Below are 17,348 nucleotides of genomic sequence, written 5' to 3'. Positions count from 1 at the left end.
ACACCGCCGGACCACTAGCCTGGGACGAGGCCCGCCAGCGGCCACCCGATACACGGAAAGGTCGTGCATGGACAAGCAGACGGACTTCGTGCTCCGCACCATCGAGGAGCGCGGCATCAAGTTCATCCGACTCTGGTTCACGGACGTCATCGGGACGCTGAAGTCGGTGGCGATCGCCCCGGCCGAGGTCGAGGGCGCGTTCGCCGAGGGCATCGGGTTCGACGGCTCCGCGATCGAGGGCCTCACCCGTTCCTACGAGGCCGACGTCCTGGCACACCCGGACCCCTCGACCTTCCAGATCCTGCCGTGGCGCGGCGAGATCGACCCCACCGCGCGGATGTTCTGCGACATCACGACGCCGGACGGGCAGCCCGCCGTGGCCGACCCCCGCAACGTGCTGAAGCGCACCCTGGCGCGGGCGAGTGACCGCGGGTTCACGTTCTACACGCACCCCGAGATCGAGTTCTACCTGCTGAAGAGCCGCGAGTGGAAGGACGGCGGACCGCAGCCCGTCGACCAGGCCGGCTACTTCGACAACGTCCCCGGCGGCAGCGCGCACGACTTCCGCCGCCGGTCGGTCCGGATGCTCGAGGACCTCGGCATCTCGGTCGAGTTCTCGCACCACGAGGCCGGCCCCGGGCAGAACGAGATCGACCTCCGCTACGCCGACGCACTGACGATGGCGGACAACATCATGACCTTCCGCACCGTGGTGAAGGAAGTGGCGATCGAGCAGGGCGTCTACGCGACGTTCATGCCGAAGCCGATCTCGGGCCAGCCCGGTTCCGGCATGCACACCCACGTCTCGCTGTTCGAGGGCGACCAGAACGCCTTCTACGAGGCCGGTGGCCAGTACCAGCTGTCGCAGACCGCCAAGCACTTCATCGCCGGGGTGCTCAAGCACGCGCCGGAGATCACCGCGGTGACGAACCAGTTCGTCAACTCCTACAAGCGGCTCTGGGGCGGTGACGAGGCCCCGTCCTTCGTGACCTGGGGTCACAACAACCGCTCGGCCCTGGTGCGCGTGCCGCTCTACAAGCCGAACAAGGGTCAGTCCTCGCGGATCGAGTACCGCGGCATCGACTCGGCGGCGAACCCGTACCTGGCGTACTCGCTGCTGCTCGCGGCCGGGCTCAAGGGCATCGAGGAAGAGTACGAGCTCCCCGCCGAGGCCGAGGACAACGTGTGGAGCCTCAGCGACTCGGAGCGCCGGGCGCTGGGCTACAGCCAGCTGCCCGCGAGCCTCGACCACGCCCTGAGCCTCATGGAGGACTCCGAGCTGGTGGCCGAGACCCTCGGCGAGCAGGTGTTCAACTTCGTGCTGCTCAACAAGCGGCAGGAGTGGAAGCGCTACCGCGACCAGGTCACCCCGTTCGAGCTCGACACCAACCTCGGCGCGCTCTAGAACCGAGCGCCCTGACCCCTCGGGAGCACGTTCCACATGACCGGTCGGACGACGACGTCACGTTCGGAGCTGGCCCGTCTGGGGTTCGCCGAGCTGTCGGAGAGCCTCGAGCGGGCTGCCGACCTGGAGGCCCGGTTCGGCCCCGACGTGCCGCTGCCGGTCGCCGGGTCTGCCGCACTCTGGGGCGGCACCGCTGATCCGGACGGCGCCCTGCGGATGCTCGAGCGGTTGCTCGAGCGCGCGCCGGACGAGCTCCGCCCCGTCCTGACGGACGACGCCGCGACCGAGCGCCTGATCCGCCTGCTCGGCGCGTCGATCGGCCTCGGGGAGTTCCTGCACCGCCGTCCGGCCGAGCTGGCACTGCTGCTCGAAACGGTCGGCGAACCGTGGTCGCAGGAGCGGTACACGGCGTCGCTGACCGAGGCCGTCGACGGTGCCACGGGCGAGGACGCCCGGATGCGCCTGCGCGTGCGCTACCGCCGGCACCTGGCCCAGATCGCCCTGTTCGACGTGCTGCACGCCGTGCCGACCGATGCGTTCCCGGCCGTCGCGGCGGGCCTCGCCGACCTGGCAGGAGCCACCCTCGACGCCGCGGTCGACATCGCCCGGCGCGAGGTCCCGTTCCCGGCGGCCGACGTCGCGGCGACACCGCTCGCGGTGATCGCGATGGGCAAGGCCGGCGCCCGCGAGCTCAACTACGTCAGCGACGTCGACGTCATCTTCGTCACCGAGCCCACCGACGACGTCCCCACCGACCGGGCCGTGCTCGTCTCCACCCGCATCGCGATCGCCGCCATGCACGCGATCACCGACCTCGCCGCCGAGCCCGCCCTGTGGGAGGTCGACGCGAACCTCCGGCCCGAGGGCAAGGACGGCGCACTCGTCCGCACGCTCGACTCGCACGTGGCGTACTACGAGCGCTGGGCGAAGGGGTGGGAGTTCCAGGCGCTGCTCAAGGCCCGCCCGATCGCGGGATCCGCAGACCTGGGTGCCCGGTACGCCGAGGCCGTCGCGTCGTTCGTGTGGAACTCCTCCACCCGGCCGGGGTTCGTCGAGTCGGTGCAGCGCATGCGCGAGCGGGTGACCGAGCACATCCCCGACGCCGACGTCGACCGCCAGCTCAAGCTCGGCCCCGGCGGCCTGCGGGACGTCGAGTTCACCGTGCAGCTCCTGCAGCTCGTACACGGCCGTGACGACCCGTCCGTGCGGGTCCGGTCGACGCTCGAGGCGATGGACGCCCTCACCGACGCCGGGTACGTCGGCCGTGCCGAGGCCGCTCGGTTCGGGCCCGACTACGCCCTGCTCCGGGTGCTCGAGCACCGCATCCAGCTCCGGCGCCTGCAGCGGACGCACCTCATGCCCTCCGACGAAGAGGAGCTGCGGGTGCTCGCCCGGTCGAGCGGCGTCGCGGCGTCGGCGCCGGCGCTCGAGGCCCGCTGGCGCGCCGTGAAGCTCGAGGTCCGCGGGCTGCACGAGCGCCTGTTCTACCGGCCGCTGCTGTCCGCGGTGGCTTCGACCGAGGACGAGATCGTCCTGACCAACGACCAGGTCGTCGACCGGCTCGCCGGTGTCGGGTTCGTCGACCCCGCCGGAGCCGTCGGCCACATCCGCGCCCTCACGCAGGGCACGAGCCGACGCGCGGCGATCCAGCGGAACCTGCTCCCGGTGCTCCTGCGCTGGATGGCCGAGGGACCGGCGCCGGACCGTGCGCTGCTGGCCTTCCGGCGGTTGAGCGACGGGCTGGGGGAGTCGAGCTGGTTCCTCCGCATGCTGCGCGACTCGTCCGGCGCCGCACACTCGCTCACCACGGTGCTGTCCGAGTCGGCGTTCCTGTCCGGGCTGCTCGAGCGGTTCCCCGAGGCGGTCGCCTGGCTCGACGAACCCGAGGCGCTCCTGCGTCCGCGGCCGATCGACTCCCTTCTCGCCGAGATGACCGCGACCACCGCCCGGCACGGCAACGACGTCGACGGCTCCGCGGCGCTGCTCCGGTCGGCTCGACGTCGGGAGACCCTGCGGCTCGGCATGGCCGCCGTGCTCGGCTCCCTCGACGTCGACGGCCTCGGCCCGGCCCTGAGCGACGTCACCGAGGCCACCCTGGCCGGCGCCCTCGCGCTCGCCCGCCGGGACGCGCCCGAGGGCTTCGAGTTCGGCATCATCGCGATGGGCCGGTACGGCGGGCGGGAACTCGGCGTCGGGTCGGACGCCGACGTGCTGTACGTGTACCGCGCACCGGACCTGGCGCCCGAGGTCGCGTCCCGGACCGCCCAGACCATCGTGCGCGAGCTGAACCGCCTGACCGAGGACACCATCCACCCGCTCGACCTCGACATCGACCTGCGCCCCGAGGGGAAGAACGGTCCCGTCGTGCGGACGCTCGAGTCCTACGGCGCCTACTACGCCCGCTGGTCGCTCACGTGGGAGGCGCAGGCGCTCCTCCGCGCCCGCGGGGCCGTCGGCGACGCACAGCTCCTGCGTGACTTCGAGCACCTCGCCGACCGCACCCGGTACCCGGAGCGGATCGACGACCACCAGGTGCGCGAGGTCCGCCGCATCAAGGCCCGCGTCGAGTCGGAGCGGCTGCCCCGCGGCGCCGACCCGGCCCGGCACCTCAAGCTCGGTCGCGGGTCACTCAGCGACGTCGAGTGGTTCGTGCAGCTCCTGCAGCTGCAGCACGCGCTCGAGATCCCGTCGCTCCGGACCACGTCGACGCTCGAGGCGCTCGACGCCGCGGTCGACGCCGGACTCGTCGGCGCCGAGGACGGCGAGCGACTCGGGGCCGCCTGGCGCTTCGCGTCGCGCACCCGCAGTGCCCTCGTGCTGTGGTCGGGGAAGACCACCGACGTGCTGCCCGTCGACCGCGTGCAGCTCGAGGGCGTCGCCCGCCTGATGGAGTACCCGCCGGGCTCCGCGAGCCGCCTCGAGGACGACTACCTCGGCGTCACGCGGCGCGCCCGCCAGGTGTTCGAGCGCGAGTTCTACGGCGCCTGACCCGCCCGCGACGCAGCGCCTGACCCTCCGCCGACGCAGCGCCGAGCACCTCGCGACACGCCCGAGCGTCCGCGGACGGACCCGACCTGAGCAGCCATCGAAGGTTAATTCTCCGTGTCGCACGACGTCCCCCGACGGCACCCTCTTCGTACCCCTGTTCGAAACAGAGCCCGGCTCGTTACCGGGCCGTGACCGAACTCCCACCGGACCGCCAGGGGACCTTTTCCGACGTCCCCCGACACGCCGCGTGACCACCTGCTGACCTGGGCTTTCCGTCGGAACCGACTCGTGCCTCCAGGCCGCACCTGTCGCCCATCGGGGCGACCCTGCGTCGAGGCGTGGTCCGCAGGAGTGCTGTCAGCACCACGGGGGACCACTCCGACCGGCCGAGAGGGGGACCGGTGTGTACCCCGTAACGCGCCTGTAACGCCCCCGGACGGGGGCCGCGTTGCGCGCGCGTTCAGGTTCTGCATCAATTGCATCACCCGAACCGGCCCTGATTCCCCGATGAAGCGGAATCTCCACCTCGAACGTTGAAGCAGGGATCAGTGTTCACCTTCATTCTGCAGATCAGGCAGATGGTCGAAGGCCACCCCGAGTTCTACCTGTTCGCCGTGTACTCCGCGGTGATCTGGTTGCTCTGGTTGCTCAAGGTCGTCATCTCCGCCCGCTACCGCCCCTTCACCGGCACCTTCGTCGGTACCACCAGCGTCGTCGTCCCCGTCGTGGACGAACCGCTCGACCTCTTCCGTGACGTCATCGGCCGCATGGTCGAGCAGCAGCCCGGCGAGATCATCGTCGTCATCAACGGTGCCCGCAACGAGGCGCTCGAGGAGGTCTGCGACGAGTTCGCCCCGCTCGTCCGCTGGACCCACACGCCCATCCCGGGCAAGCGCAACGCCGTCAAGGTCGGCACCGAGATGTCCAACGGCGACATCACCGTGCTGGTCGACTCCGACACCGTCTGGACCCCCGGCGCGCTCGAGGAGCTCCTCAAGCCTTTCGCCGACGAGTCCGTCGGTGGCGTCACGACCCGGCAGCGCATCCTCGAGCCGGAGCGCAGCTGGATCACCCGCTGGGCCGACTGGCTCGAGAACTCGCGGGCGCTGTACTCGATGCCGGCACAGAGTGTCCTCGGGCAGATCGGCTGCCTGCCCGGGCGCACCATCGCGTTCCGCCGGAGCATCCTCATGCGGGTGATGGACCGGTTCATGCACGAGAAGTTCATGGGCGTGTTCCTCGAGGTCTCGGACGACCGGACACTGACGAACCTCACGCTCAAGGAGGGGTACCGGACCGTCTACCAGTACACGTCGCTGGTCTACACGGACGCCCCGCTGCAGGTGAAGAAGCTGTTCAAGCAGCAGCTCCGCTGGGCCCGCGGCTCGCAGTACAACACGCTGCGGATGCTGCCGTGGATGCTCGGCCACGCCCCGGTCCTCGCGGCGTTCTTCATCACCGACATCATCCTGCCGTTCATGCTCTTCGGCGTGATCGCCGGCTGGATCTACCGCGCCTTCACCGGCCAGGGCGAGAACCTGTACCAGGGCATCCTGTCGCAGTACGGCTTCTCGACCGGGTTCGTCTACGTCGCGGCGCTCATGGTGATCTCGAGCGTGCTGAGCATGGCGATCCGCCAGATGCGGCACCTGTCCGAAAAGCCGAGCGACTTCTTCCGCCTGCCGATGTTCATCATCGTGTCGACGTTCTTCCTGATGCCGATCCGGCTCATCGGCTTCTTCCGCCTGGCGCACGCGTCCGGCTGGGGGACCCGGGCCGGTGCCTACGCCGGCGGTCCGATGCAGGAGGACCCGGCGGACGCCGTCCAGCCGCTGTCCTCCACGGCGCAGGTCCCGGTCAGTCCGATCGACGCCGAACGTGCCCGGTCGGCCGGGTCCGGGCAGGCGGGTTCGGGCGCTGGTTCGCCCGCTCCGCTCGAGACCGTCGACCAGGTGGCCGTGGACCGTGCGTTCGACGAGCTCTTCGGCGCCGACGCGGCGACCAACTCCACCACCACCGTCCTCGCCACCCGCCGTGAGGCCGCAGCCGCGGTCGCGCAGCAGGAGGCCCAGCGAGCAGCCGCGCCGGCCCCCGCCCGAGCCCGCCGGTACAACCCGTACGCAGCGATCCCGTACGTGATCGGCATCGCGATCTTCGCCCTGGAGGCGTTCCTCATTGTCTGACTTCATCCGTTCCTCGAGTGCTTGGTGGGCGCAGTCCAGCAAGCACGCCCGCCGGACGGCCATCGGCACGACGGCCATCGTGCTGGCGCTCGGCCTCATCACCTGGTCGGTGTGGATCTCACCCTCCGGCCCCGTCTCGACCGCCGTGCACCAGGCGCTCGGCGTCGAGGCGCCGAAGGCCAAGAAGGTGTCCGCCGCCGAGCTGCAGACGCAGCTCGACGCCGCCCAGGAGCGCATCTGGTCGCTCGAGGGCAAGCTCGACTCCCGCACGGCCCAGGCCGGGTCGCGTGGCGACCAGATCTCGGAACTCAAGGCGCAGATCGCGTCGCTGCAGTCCCAGCTCGGTGCCGCGAAGGACTCGGGAGGCTCGTCCAACGTCAACGCCGCGGGTTCCGGCAGCGGTGGCTCGGGTTCCGGCGGGTCCGGTGCCGGTTCGGCCGGTGCGTCCGGGTCCGGCTCGGGCTCGTCTGACAACGGCAGCGGCTCCGGTTCCGGTTCCGGCAACGGGTCCGGGTCCGGCTCTGGTTCCGGCAACGGTGGCGGCTCGAAGCCGAACCCCGGTCCGTCGACCGACCCGGGTGCCACCCCGGTCGTCACACCGACCAAGGCCGAGATCCTCGGCCAGCAGTCGCGCTGGTACGGCCTCTACACCGCGCAGTCCCCGTTCAACTGGGCCGAGTACGACGAGGTCTCCCGTCAGGTCGGCACCGCGTCGAACATGACCGGCTTCTTCCAGGGCTTCGACCAGGAGTTCAACGCCCCCGCGGTGCAGCGCTCCTGGGCCAACGGCCGTGTCCCGCTCATGACGTGGGAGACGGTGCCGGCGCAGACCGGCAACGACCAGAAGTACGTCCCCGGGTACACCAACGAGGACATCTCCGGCGGGTCGTTCGACGCCTACCTGACGAAGTACGCCAAGGCGCTGGCGGCCAACGGGCAGCCGATGGTCATCCGTCTCGACCACGAGATGAACGGCTCCTGGTACAACTGGTCCGAGGGTGACGACCAGAAGAACCCGGCCGGCTCCTACGTGAAGATGTGGCAGCACGTGCACGACGTCTTCCAGGCGAACGGTGCGAACAAGTACGTCATCTGGGACTGGTCCCCGAGCCGCATCGACAAGCTCGGCAACCCGAAGTACCAGACGCTCGACTACATGCGGCAGTACTACCCGGGTGCGGACTACGTGGACTGGGTCGGCATGAGCGGCTACTACCGCGACGCCACCGAGCAGCCCACGTTCGGCACGACCTTCGGAGCGACGCTCACGCAGCTCCGCCAGATCGCGCCGGGCAAGGGCATCATGCTCAACGAGATCGGGGCGACCGAGACCGGCACGAGTGTCGCGAACCCGCAGAAGACGCAGTGGATCAACTCGCTCTTCGATGCGCTGGCGGACCCCGCCAACAAGGACATCGTCGGCTTCGCGTACTTCAGCGAGACCGCGACCACCATCATCGACGGCAAGCGCACCACGAACGACTGGCGTCTCAACTCCCGCGCAGATTCCCTCAAGGCCTTCGCCGAGGGCATCAAGCGCAACGACATCGACTACGACCTGCAGGAGGTCACGCAATGAGCGAGTCCAAGAAGTCGACCGCATCGGCCGACACCCGCCCCGCACCCGTCATCAGCGTCATCGGCACCGGCTACCTCGGCGCCACCCACGCGGCCGCCATGGCCGAGATGGGCTTCGAGACCATCGGTGTCGACATCGACCCGTCGAAGCTCGCCGCACTGTCGGCCGGTGAGGTCCCGTTCTTCGAGCCCGGGCTGCCCGAGCTCATCACGAAGCACGTCGCCAGCGGCAAGCTCCGGTTCACCTCCGACATCGCCTCGGCCGTCGCCGCCGCGGACGTCCACTTCGTCTGCGTCGGCACCCCGCAGAAGGCCGGGTCGCACGCCGCGAACCTGGCCTACGTCGAGAGCGCCACCCGTGGCGTCGCCGAGAACCTCACCCACCCGGGCCTCATCGTCGGCAAGTCGACGGTCCCGGTCGGCACCGCCTCGCGACTCCGCGGCATCGTCCGCGAGTTCACCCCCGCCGGCATCGACGCCGAGCTCATCTGGAACCCCGAGTTCCTGCGTGAGGGCAAGGCCGTCGAGGACACCCTGCACCCGGACCGTCTGGTCTGGGGTGGCGCGTCCGAGGCCGCCGACGCCGTGATCCGCGAGGTCTACGCCGCACCCATCAGCGAGGGCACCCCGGTCATCACCACCGACCTCGCCACTGCGGAGCTCGTCAAGGTGAGCGCCAACGCGTTCCTCGCCACGAAGATCTCGTTCATCAACGCGATCTCCGAGATGTGCGCGATCACCGGCGCCGACGTCTCCACGCTCGCCGATGCCCTCGGCCACGACGCCCGCATCGGCCGGAAGTTCCTGAACGCCGGCCTCGGCTTCGGCGGCGGCTGCCTGCCGAAGGACATCCGGGCGCTCATGTACCGCGCGAACGAGATCGGTGCCGGCCAGGTCGTCGGCCTCATGCAGCAGGTCGACGAGATCAACATGGGGCAGCGCCAGCGGGTCATCGACATGGCGATCGACTCGGCCGGGGGATCGGTGCTCAACCGTCGCGTGGCCGTCATCGGTGCCGCGTTCAAGCCCCTGACCGACGACGTCCGGGACTCCCCGGCGCTCAACGTCGCCGCCGCGCTGCACCTCCGCGGCGCCCAGGTGACGCTCTGGGACCCCGAGGCGATGGAGCCCGCGAAGCGCTCGTTCCCGACGCTGAGCTACGCCGCCTCGATGACGGACGCGATCGAGGGCGCCGACGTCGTCCTCGTGCTCACCGAGTGGGACGACATCATCACCGCCGACCCGGTCGCCCTCGGCGAGCTCGTCGGGCGCCGCGTCGTGATCGACGCGCGCAACTGCCTCCCGGTCCTCGACTGGGTGAAAGCGGGGTGGACCGTCCGTTCCCTGGGACGTCCCACGCCGGTCACGGGTGCACCCGTGAGCGTCGCAGCGGGGACGAACGACGCGTTGGCCACGAGCCGCTAGTCACCGTTCGCGAGACGGGGTCCGTGCCGGGCGGCGCGGGCCCCGTTCCCGAGCGCCCGGGGCTTGGTCGTTTCGGGCGTACCTGGTCGAATCGGGCGTAGCTGGTCGGGACTTCTGACCAGGTACGCCCGATTCCGCTTTCCAGTCCGGCTGCGATGGGAAGGAACGTGCGTCGCGACCGCCTGGAGGCCCGGTGCCCGCCCGCCGGACCGGTACCGGGCCTCCAGGCGGTCGCGTCCGCACCCCGCGCGCACGGTGGCAGCGTCCTCTCGCGCTGGGCGACACCTCACGGGCGGCGCAGCCCGTGAGGTGTCGGCCAGCCCGAAACGTGGCCGGCACGGCGAAGGGCCCCGCACCTGACGGTGCGGGGCCCTTCGTGTGGTGTCAGCGAGACTCAGACGCCGAAGTACAGCTCGTACTCGAACGGGTGCGGGCGCTGGGCCAGCGGGAGGATCTCGTTCTCACGCTTGTAGTCGATCCAGGTCTGGATGAGGTCCTCGGTGAAGACGTTGCCCTTCGTGAGGAACTCGTGGTCCGCCTCGAGCGCGTCGAGCGCCTCGTCGAGGGAGCCGGGGACCTGCGGGATGCCCTTGGCCTCCTCGGGCGGGAGCTCGTAGAGGTCCTTGTCGACCGGCTCGTGCGGCTCGATGCGGTTCTGGATACCGTCGAGGCCCGCCATCAGCTGCGCGGCGAAGGCGAGGTACGGGTTGCCGGAGGCGTCGGGCGCGCGGAACTCGATGCGCTTGGCCTTCGGGTTGGTGCCCGTGATCGGGATGCGGATCGCCGCCGAGCGGTTGCCGGCCGAGTAGACCAGGTTGACCGGGGCCTCGAAGCCCTTGACCAGTCGGTGGTACGAGTTGATCGACGGGTTGGTGAAGGCGAGCAGCGCCGAGGCGTGCTTCAGGATGCCGCCGATGTACCAGCGCGCGAGGTCCGAGAGACCGCCGTAGCCGTTCTCGTCGTAGAAGAGCGGCTTGCCGTCCGACCAGAGCGACTGGTGGGTGTGCATGCCCGAGCCGTTGTCGCCGAAGAGCGGCTTCGGCATGAACGTGGCGACCTTGCCCCACTGGTCGGCCGTGTTCTTGACGATGTACTTGAACTTCAGGATGTCGTCCGCGGCGTGGACCATCGTGTCGAACTTGTAGTTGATCTCCTGCTGGCCGCCGGTGCCCACCTCGTGGTGCGAGCGCTCGAGCTCGAAGCCGGCGTCGATCAGCTTGAGGGTGATGTCGTCGCGCAGGTCGGCGGTCTTGTCGACCGGCGACACGGGGAAGTAGCCGCCCTTGTACGGGGTCTTGTTGGCGAGGTTGCCGCCCTCTTCGTCCCGACCGGTGTTCCAGGCGCCCTCTTCAGAGTCGACCGCGTAGAAGGACTCGTTCTGCGTGACCGAGTAGCGGACGTCGTCGAAGATGTAGAACTCGGCCTCGGGGGCGAAGAACGCGGTGTCCGCGATGCCCGTCGACGCGAGGTACTTCTCGGCCTTCTTCGCCACCTGGCGCGGGTCGCGGCCGTAGATCTCGCCGTTCCGCGGGTTGTAGATGTCGAAGATCATGATGAGCGTGCGCTCGGCGCGGAACTGGTCGACGTACGCCGTGGTGACATCGGGGATCAGCTGCATGTCGGACTCGTGGATCGACGCGAAGCCGCGGATGGAGGAGCCGTCGAACAGCTGGCCGACCGAGAAGAAGTCCTCGTCGACGGTGGATGCCGGGATGTTGAAGTGCTGCTGCACACCGGGCAGGTCCGTGAAGCGGATGTCGAGGAACTTGACGTCGGTGTCCTTGATGAAGGCCAGGACCTCGGAGGAATCGCTGAACATGGGGCCGATCTCCAATGGGTTGGGTGATGTCGGAGGCACCGGTCAAGGCACCTCCGACGAGGCTATTGACACGGGGTTTCCCGGACATGACTGGTTTGTTTCGGGCGTGTTACGCCCGGCCGGTCGCCTACGCTGGGGACCATGGCCCGCAGCACTCCCAGTCCGTCCGCGCCCTCCGAGCACCCGGACGGATGGCCGGGCAAGGACCTCGGTCTGCCCGAGTCCGGGCCCCGGAGTGTGGGGCGGATCGGGCGGCGGGTCGTCGCGCTCCTGATCGACGGCGCACTGGCTGACCTGGTGGCCTACGTCACCGGGGTCTGGTCGCCGGTGAACGGTTCGGGCGACATCGCGCACTCCTGGGTGCAGATCGCCATCTTCGCCGTGCTGCAGATCGTGTTCATCTGCCTGTTGTCCGGGTCGTTCGGGCACATCTGCGTCGGACTGCGGGTCGTCCCGATGCGCGGGGGCTACGTGGGGGTGTGGCGGCCGATCCTCCGGACGGTGTTGCTCTGCCTGGTGGTCCCGGCGCTCATCATCGACCGCGACAGCCGCGGTGCGCACGACCGAATCGCGGGGACGGTGCTCGTCCGCCGCTGATCCGGGGCCGGCCGAGGGTGCGGGGCGCGCACCGCGGCTGTCGTCCGCGCCCTCGCACCGTGCGAGGTAGGGCGCCGGGCATGCGCCGCTCGCCCTCGCACCGTGCGGGGTTGCTCATCGGGTGCGAGTCTGCCCGCCCCGTGCGCCGTCGGAGTCTCGCACGGAGCCGACAACCTCGCACGGTTCAGGGCCGGGGCCGGGGCCGCGCCCTCGCGCCGTGCGAGGTTGCGCGCCGGGCCTCCGCCGCTCGCCCTCGCACCGTGCGAGGTTGCTCATCGGGTGCGAGGTTGCGTACTCCGTGCGTGCTCCGTCCCTTCGCACCGAGTACGCAACCGCGCACCATGCAGGGCTCAGCCGCTTGCCGTCGCACCGTGCGGGGTTGCTCGTCGGGTGCGAGTCGGCCCGCCCCGTGCGCGGTCGGAGTCCCGCACCGAGCGGACGACCTCGCACGGTTCAACGAAGGTCGCACGGTGCGTGCTTCGCGAACACCCCCGCCCCCGCCGGCACTCCACGCACGCACGAGAACGCCCCCGACCAGATCTGGTCGGGGGCGTTCTCGTGTGTGTGGAGCTTCGGTCAGCGCGGCCGTCCGGCGCGGGCCCGCATCGGGTCCATGCCCTTGGGGATCGAGGCCGCGGGGCTCTGCGTCAGCGAGTCGAGACGGTTCGCGACCGCCAGGACCTCGTTGCGGTTGAGCGACTTCTTGAGCTTGTTCATGGCACGGGGCAGCTTGTGCAGCGTCAGGCTCTCACCGGTGCCGTCACCCACGTGCAGCACGTGCACGGCGACGTTCGGGACGATGCGCTGGACCTTGCGGCGCTCCTCGTCGACCTGGCGGTTGAGGTTGCCACGCTGGCCCTCGGTGATCAGGACGACGCCCGGGCGACCCACGGCGCGGTAGACCGCTGCCTGCGAGCGACCGTGCACCGCGACCGGCATCTCGCTCGAGCGCCACTGACGACGGAGCGAGTTCGACAGCACGGCACCGACGGCGCCGGGCTGGCCTTCGATCTGCGAGTACGCGGCGCGTTCGGCGAGACGGCCGAGCACGATGAGGAAGAGCAGCACACCGAGCAGCACACCGGCGACGATCCACAGGACGATCGCGAGCCAGTTCTGCCCCGGCAGGAGCAGCGCCAGCAGGACACCGAGGACGACCGGACCGACGAAGGCGAGGGCGAACCACCAGACCGACGACGGGTCGGCCTTTCGGGTCATCTGGAAGACCTGGAACATCTGCTTGAGACGCCCCGGCTCCTTCGCCTTCTTGTCTGTGGAAGAGCTGCGTGCCATGCGAACAGGATACGGCCTCCGTGCGCCTGGGGAGACCGTCGCGTGTCCGGCTGTGCGCGAACACGTCTTGTCCACAGGTGGTGCGGGAAAGCCTGGAGGCCCACCGCGCCACCGCCACGCTGGTCACCATGGAGACGAGCACCGACCACCACCCGGATCGCTGGATCGCGAGCGGCGACGAGCACGACGTGCTCACCTGGGTCGCCGACCGCTCCGCGGCCGCAGAGCGCCACCTCGTCCCGGTGGCCGCGGTCGGCCGGACCCCGACGGGGCATCTCGTGGTCGACCTCGACCGGCCGACCGGCACACCGCTCGTGGCGGCGCTCGACCGGCTCGGCACCCCGACCACCGGCGTCGCGGTGACCCTGACGGTCCCGCTCCTGGAGCTCCTGGTGGCGGTGCACGACGGCGCGGTCCTGCTCGGTGCCGCCGGCATCGACGACGTACTGGTGGACGACTCCGGTGCCGTCGTGCTCTGCGACCGCCCGACGAACGCGACGACCCCGACGACCCCGACGCGCACCGCACACCCCACACCCACCGCGCACTCGACCGACGCGACCCGCACCCTCGTGCTCGCAGCCCGGACTGTGTGGGACCGCGTCGACCCGACCGATCCCGCCCAGCAACCGGTGCTCGACGCGCTGCAGGACGCCCTCGACGGCGACGGGCCGATCGCACGAGCGGCACTCGACATCGTTCGTACCGCCGCCGCGCCCCGGCCGTTCCGGTGGACGCCCGTGCCGAGCGACCTCGTGTTCGCCGAACCGCCGACGTCGGACGGGCAGGACGGACTGCTCGAGCGCCTGCGGGACGTGGTCGAGCACGGCGTCCCACTCGGAGCGGACCGTCGACTCCCGCTCCGCCGCGTGCTCGTGGGGCTCGTCGTCGCGGTCGGGTCGGTGGTCGCCGCCCTGACCCTGCTCGGCGGCGGGTGACGCGGCTGGTGACGCCGAACCCACCCGGAACGGGAACGGCCCCGGCTCCCACGAGGGGAACCGGGGCCGTCGGCCGTGCTGCTGGGATCAGTACCCGAGGTTCGGGGCGAAGTTGCCCTCTTCGAGACGGTTCTTCACCGCGACGAGGTACCGCGAGGCATCCGCACCGTCGATGATCCGGTGGTCGTACGACAGCGCCAGGTAGACGAACGAGCGGATGGCGATGGCCTCCTGGCCGTCGACCTTCACGACCGCCGGACGCTTCGTGACGATGCCGGTGCCGAGGATCGCCGACTGCGGCAGGAACACCACGGGGGTGTCGAACAGCGCGCCACGCGAACCGGTGTTGGTCAGCGTGAACGTACCGCCGGCCAGCTCGTCGGGCTTGAGCTGGTTGTTCCGGGTGCGCTCGGCGAGGTCCGCGATCGACTTCGAGAACTGCGCCAGGTCCAGCGAGGCCGCGTCCTTGATGACCGGGGTCAGCAGGCCGCGCTCGGTGTCCACCGCGATGGAGACGTTCTCGGACTCCGGGTAGACGATCTCGTCCCCCTCGACCGTGGAGTTGATCTTCGGGTGGGCCTTCAGTGCCTCGGACGCCGCGAGGGCGAAGAACGGCATGAAGGAGAGCTTCGAGCCGGTCTTCTCGAGGAACTCCGCCTTGTGGGCGTCGCGGAACTGCGCCACCTTCGTGACGTCGACCTCGACGACGCTCGTGAGCTGTGCGGTCGAGGTCATCGACTGCACGGCACGCTCGGCGACCACCTTGCGCAGGCGGGTCATCTTCTCGCGGGTGCCGCGCAGGGGCGAGACCTCGGCGACGAACGGGCCGGACGCGGCGGCGGGTGCTGCTGCCGCCGAGGCGGCCGGGGCCTTCGCGGCGGCGGCGAGAACGTCCTCCTTGCGGATGCGCCCCCCGACACCGGAGCCGGTGACCGTGGACAGGTCGACACCCTGCTCGTTGGCGAGCTTGCGCACCAGCGGGGTGACGTAGCCGGAGGCTGCGCCGTCCTGCGTGGGGTTCGGCACCGCTGCGGCGGCCGTGGTGCTCGGCGCGGACGCCGGAGCAGGAGCGGCCTGGGCCGGCACGGCTGCCGGCGGAGCTGCTGCGGGCGGCGGGACCGGAGCGGCGGCGGGGACCGGCGCTGCCGCGGGCGGGGCGGACGGTGCCTGCGGCGCGGCGGGCTGCGTCTGACCGGCGGGAGCGGACTCGGGCTCGGTGGGCTCGGGCGCGGGGGTCTCGGCCTCCTGCTCCGTGCTCGGAGCGGCCTCGGGCTCCTCGGCCTCGGCAGCGGCGGCGTTCGCGTCGTCGGCGCCGGAGTCGGACGAGTCCGAACCGCCGTCGGACGAGCCGGAGCCGTCTCCGATCTTCACGAGGGCGGTGCCGACCTCGACGGTCTCGTCCTCGGGAACGAGGATCTCCTCGACCACGCCGGCGATCGGCGACGGGATCTCGGTGTCGACCTTGTCGGTCGAGACCTCGAGCAGCGGCTCGTCGACCTCGACCCGGTCACCGACGTTCTTCAGCCATCGGGTCACCGTGCCCTCGGTGACGCTCTCGCCGAGCGCCGGGAGGTTGACGGATTCGCTCATCGGGTGGACTCCTCTTCGCGGGGGATTGCAGTGGTTGTTGATGTCATTGTCACAGTGCGGCCGGTGCCGGTCACAGCGCGTGCAGCGGCTTGCCCGCGAGGTGCAGGAACGCCTCGCCGAGGGCTTCGTTCTGGGTCGGGTGACCGTGCACCAGGGGAGCGATGTCCTCCGGGTAGGCCTCCCAGTTCACGGCGAGCTGGGCTTCGCCGATGAGCTCGCCGACGCGGGCACCGATCATGCTGACGCCGACGACGGGGCCGTCCACGACGCGCACGACCTTGACGGAGCCGGAGGTCCCGATGATGTGGCTCTTGCCGTTGCCGGCCAGGTTGTACTCGTACGAGTCGACCTTGTCGGCGCCGTACTGCTCCTCGGCCTTGGCCTGCGAGAGCCCGACCGACGCGACCTCGGGGTCGGAGTAGGTGATCTTCGGGATGTTCTTGTCCTCGATGACCACCGGGTTGAGGCCGGCGATCTCCTCGGCGACGAAGATGCCCTGCTGGAAGCCGCGGTGCGCGAGCTGCAGGCCGGGGACGATGTCGCCGACGGCGTAGACGTTCGGGATGTTCGTGGCGAGACGCTCGTTCGTGGTGACGAACCCGCGGTCCATCGCAACGCCGACCTCGTCGTAGCCGACGTTCTGCGTGACCGGGCCACGGCCGACCGCGACGAGCAGGACGTCACCGTCGAAGGTCTTGCCGTCCTCCAGCGTGACGACGACGCCGTTCTCGTGCTGCTCGACGCCCTGGAACCGGACACCGAGCGAGAACTCGATGCCGCGCTTGCGGAACGCACGCTCGAGCTGCTTCGACATCGACTCGTCCTCGGCGGGGACCAGGTGCGGCAGGCCCTCGACGATGGTGACCTCGGCCCCGAAGGACTTCCAGACGCTGGCGAACTCGACGCCGATGACGCCGCCGCCCAGGATGACGACCTTGTTCGGGACGTAGTCCATGCGGAGTGCGGTCTCGGAGGTGATCACGCGGCCGCCGATCTCGAGCCCCGGCAGGGACTTCGAGTAGGAGCCGGTCGCGAGCACGATGTTCTTGCCGGTGACGGTCTGGTCGCCGACCTGCACGGTGTTCTGCGAGGTCAGACGACCCCAGCCCTCGACCACGGTGATGCCGCGGGCCTTGATCAGGCCCTGCAGGCCCTTGTACTTGGAGTTGATGATGCCCTGCTGGTAGTCGATGACCTTGGGCACGTCGACACCGGCGAACTCCGCGACCACGCCGTACTTCTCGGCGTCGCGCGTCGCGTCGGCGACCTCGGCCGCGTGCAGCAGTGCCTTCGTCGGGATGCAGCCGCGGTGCAGGCACGTCCCTCCGAGCTTGTCGCCCTCGATGAGCGCGACGCTCATGCCGAGTTCGGCGGCCCGGAGCGCAGCGGCGTACCCACCACTCCCGCCACCGAGGACAACGACGTCGTAAGTCTGTTCCGTCACCTGGTGCAACTCCCTCGTGCGTGTCGGGCCGATCGGGCCCTACGTGGACACCGCGGAGGGCGGCGTCCGACGGTCGGACCGCGTGGTT

11 protein-coding genes are annotated in these 17,348 nt (G+C 70.2%); 7 read left to right on the top strand and 4 right to left on the bottom strand.

Annotated features, from left to right (window positions below; all coding sequences use genetic code 11):
- Positions 1–67 precede the first annotated feature (67 nt).
- The 5 genes from glnA (DEJ02_RS02145) (at position 68) to DEJ02_RS02125 (ending at position 9,579) form a co-directional block, all read left to right on the top strand.
- Complete coding sequence (gene glnA / locus DEJ02_RS02145) at positions 68–1,405, top strand: type I glutamate--ammonia ligase (protein WP_027465449.1); 1,338 nt, start codon at positions 68–70, stop codon at positions 1,403–1,405.
- A 36-nt stretch (positions 1,406–1,441) separates the two neighbouring features.
- A complete protein-coding gene (locus DEJ02_RS02140; RefSeq protein WP_111031833.1) occupies positions 1,442–4,393 on the top strand; it encodes a bifunctional [glutamine synthetase] adenylyltransferase/[glutamine synthetase]-adenylyl-L-tyrosine phosphorylase in 2,952 nt (983 codons plus the stop codon).
- Between the two features lie 548 nt (positions 4,394–4,941).
- On the top strand, positions 4,942–6,576 hold the full coding sequence (locus tag DEJ02_RS02135; RefSeq protein ID WP_111030163.1) for a glycosyltransferase family 2 protein: 1,635 nt from the start codon (positions 4,942–4,944) through the stop codon (positions 6,574–6,576).
- Positions 6,569–8,155, top strand: coding sequence for a glycosyl hydrolase (locus DEJ02_RS02130; RefSeq protein ID WP_111031832.1), 1,587 nt, complete (start codon positions 6,569–6,571; stop codon positions 8,153–8,155). The genes DEJ02_RS02135 and DEJ02_RS02130 overlap by 8 nt, the downstream gene beginning before the upstream one ends.
- The gene (locus DEJ02_RS02125) at positions 8,152–9,579 is read left to right on the top strand and encodes a UDP-glucose/GDP-mannose dehydrogenase family protein (protein ID WP_111031831.1); all 1,428 of its coding nucleotides are present in this window, start codon (positions 8,152–8,154) and stop codon (positions 9,577–9,579) included. Before DEJ02_RS02130 ends, DEJ02_RS02125 begins: the two co-directional genes overlap by 4 nt.
- A gap of 394 nt (positions 9,580–9,973) precedes the next feature.
- On the opposite strand, the gene glnA (DEJ02_RS02120) is transcribed toward DEJ02_RS02125, so the two are convergent.
- Entirely contained in the window at positions 9,974–11,398 is a 1,425-nt protein-coding gene (gene glnA / locus DEJ02_RS02120) for a type I glutamate--ammonia ligase (RefSeq protein WP_027465453.1), read from the bottom strand.
- A gap of 141 nt (positions 11,399–11,539) precedes the next feature.
- On the opposite strand from glnA (DEJ02_RS02120), the gene DEJ02_RS02115 reads away from it, so the two are divergent.
- The gene (locus DEJ02_RS02115) at positions 11,540–11,995 is read left to right on the top strand and encodes an RDD family protein (protein ID WP_071244549.1); all 456 of its coding nucleotides are present in this window, start codon (positions 11,540–11,542) and stop codon (positions 11,993–11,995) included.
- A gap of 576 nt (positions 11,996–12,571) precedes the next feature.
- Here DEJ02_RS02115 and DEJ02_RS02110 read toward each other — a convergent pair.
- A complete protein-coding gene (locus tag DEJ02_RS02110) occupies positions 12,572–13,288 on the bottom strand; it encodes a DUF4191 domain-containing protein (RefSeq protein ID WP_027465455.1) in 717 nt (238 codons plus the stop codon).
- Between the two features lie 128 nt (positions 13,289–13,416).
- Here DEJ02_RS02110 and DEJ02_RS02105 point away from each other — a divergent pair, with 128 nt between their 5' ends.
- Entirely contained in the window at positions 13,417–14,226 is an 810-nt protein-coding gene (locus tag DEJ02_RS02105; RefSeq protein WP_146249204.1) for a hypothetical protein, read from the top strand.
- An 87-nt stretch (positions 14,227–14,313) separates the two neighbouring features.
- Here the strand turns inward: DEJ02_RS02105 and sucB are convergent, their stop codons facing one another.
- Together sucB and lpdA are read right to left on the bottom strand one after the other, a co-directional pair.
- Positions 14,314–15,816, bottom strand: a complete 1,503-nt coding sequence (sucB, locus tag DEJ02_RS02100; RefSeq protein ID WP_111031829.1) for a 2-oxoglutarate dehydrogenase, E2 component, dihydrolipoamide succinyltransferase — start codon at positions 15,814–15,816, stop codon at positions 14,314–14,316.
- A gap of 70 nt (positions 15,817–15,886) precedes the next feature.
- Positions 15,887–17,260, bottom strand: coding sequence for a dihydrolipoyl dehydrogenase (gene lpdA, locus DEJ02_RS02095; RefSeq protein WP_111022800.1), 1,374 nt, complete (start codon positions 17,258–17,260; stop codon positions 15,887–15,889).
- Between the last annotated feature and the right edge of the window lie 88 nt (positions 17,261–17,348).

The sequence above is a fragment of the Curtobacterium sp. MCLR17_042 genome, assembly GCF_003234695.1.
In the GTDB taxonomy this organism is placed as follows: domain Bacteria; phylum Actinomycetota; class Actinomycetes; order Actinomycetales; family Microbacteriaceae; genus Curtobacterium; species Curtobacterium flaccumfaciens.
This window is presented reverse-complemented; position numbering and strand designations above follow the sequence as displayed.

Excerpts from the sequence above, each read along its gene's own strand:
- DEJ02_RS02110 (WP_027465455.1), bottom strand. The coding sequence starts at position 13,288 with ATGGCACGCAGCTCTTCCACAGACAAGAAGGCGAAGGAGCCGGGGCGT.
- DEJ02_RS02115 (WP_071244549.1), top strand. The coding sequence starts at position 11,540 with ATGGCCCGCAGCACTCCCAGTCCGTCCGCGCCCTCCGAGCACCCGGAC.
- sucB (WP_111031829.1), bottom strand. The coding sequence starts at position 15,816 with ATGAGCGAATCCGTCAACCTCCCGGCGCTCGGCGAGAGCGTCACCGAG.
- glnA (WP_027465449.1), top strand. The coding sequence starts at position 68 with ATGGACAAGCAGACGGACTTCGTGCTCCGCACCATCGAGGAGCGCGGC.
- DEJ02_RS02125 (WP_111031831.1), top strand. The coding sequence starts at position 8,152 with ATGAGCGAGTCCAAGAAGTCGACCGCATCGGCCGACACCCGCCCCGCA.
- DEJ02_RS02140 (WP_111031833.1), top strand. The coding sequence starts at position 1,442 with ATGACCGGTCGGACGACGACGTCACGTTCGGAGCTGGCCCGTCTGGGG.
- glnA (WP_027465453.1), bottom strand. The coding sequence starts at position 11,398 with ATGTTCAGCGATTCCTCCGAGGTCCTGGCCTTCATCAAGGACACCGAC.
- DEJ02_RS02105 (WP_146249204.1), top strand. The coding sequence starts at position 13,417 with ATGGAGACGAGCACCGACCACCACCCGGATCGCTGGATCGCGAGCGGC.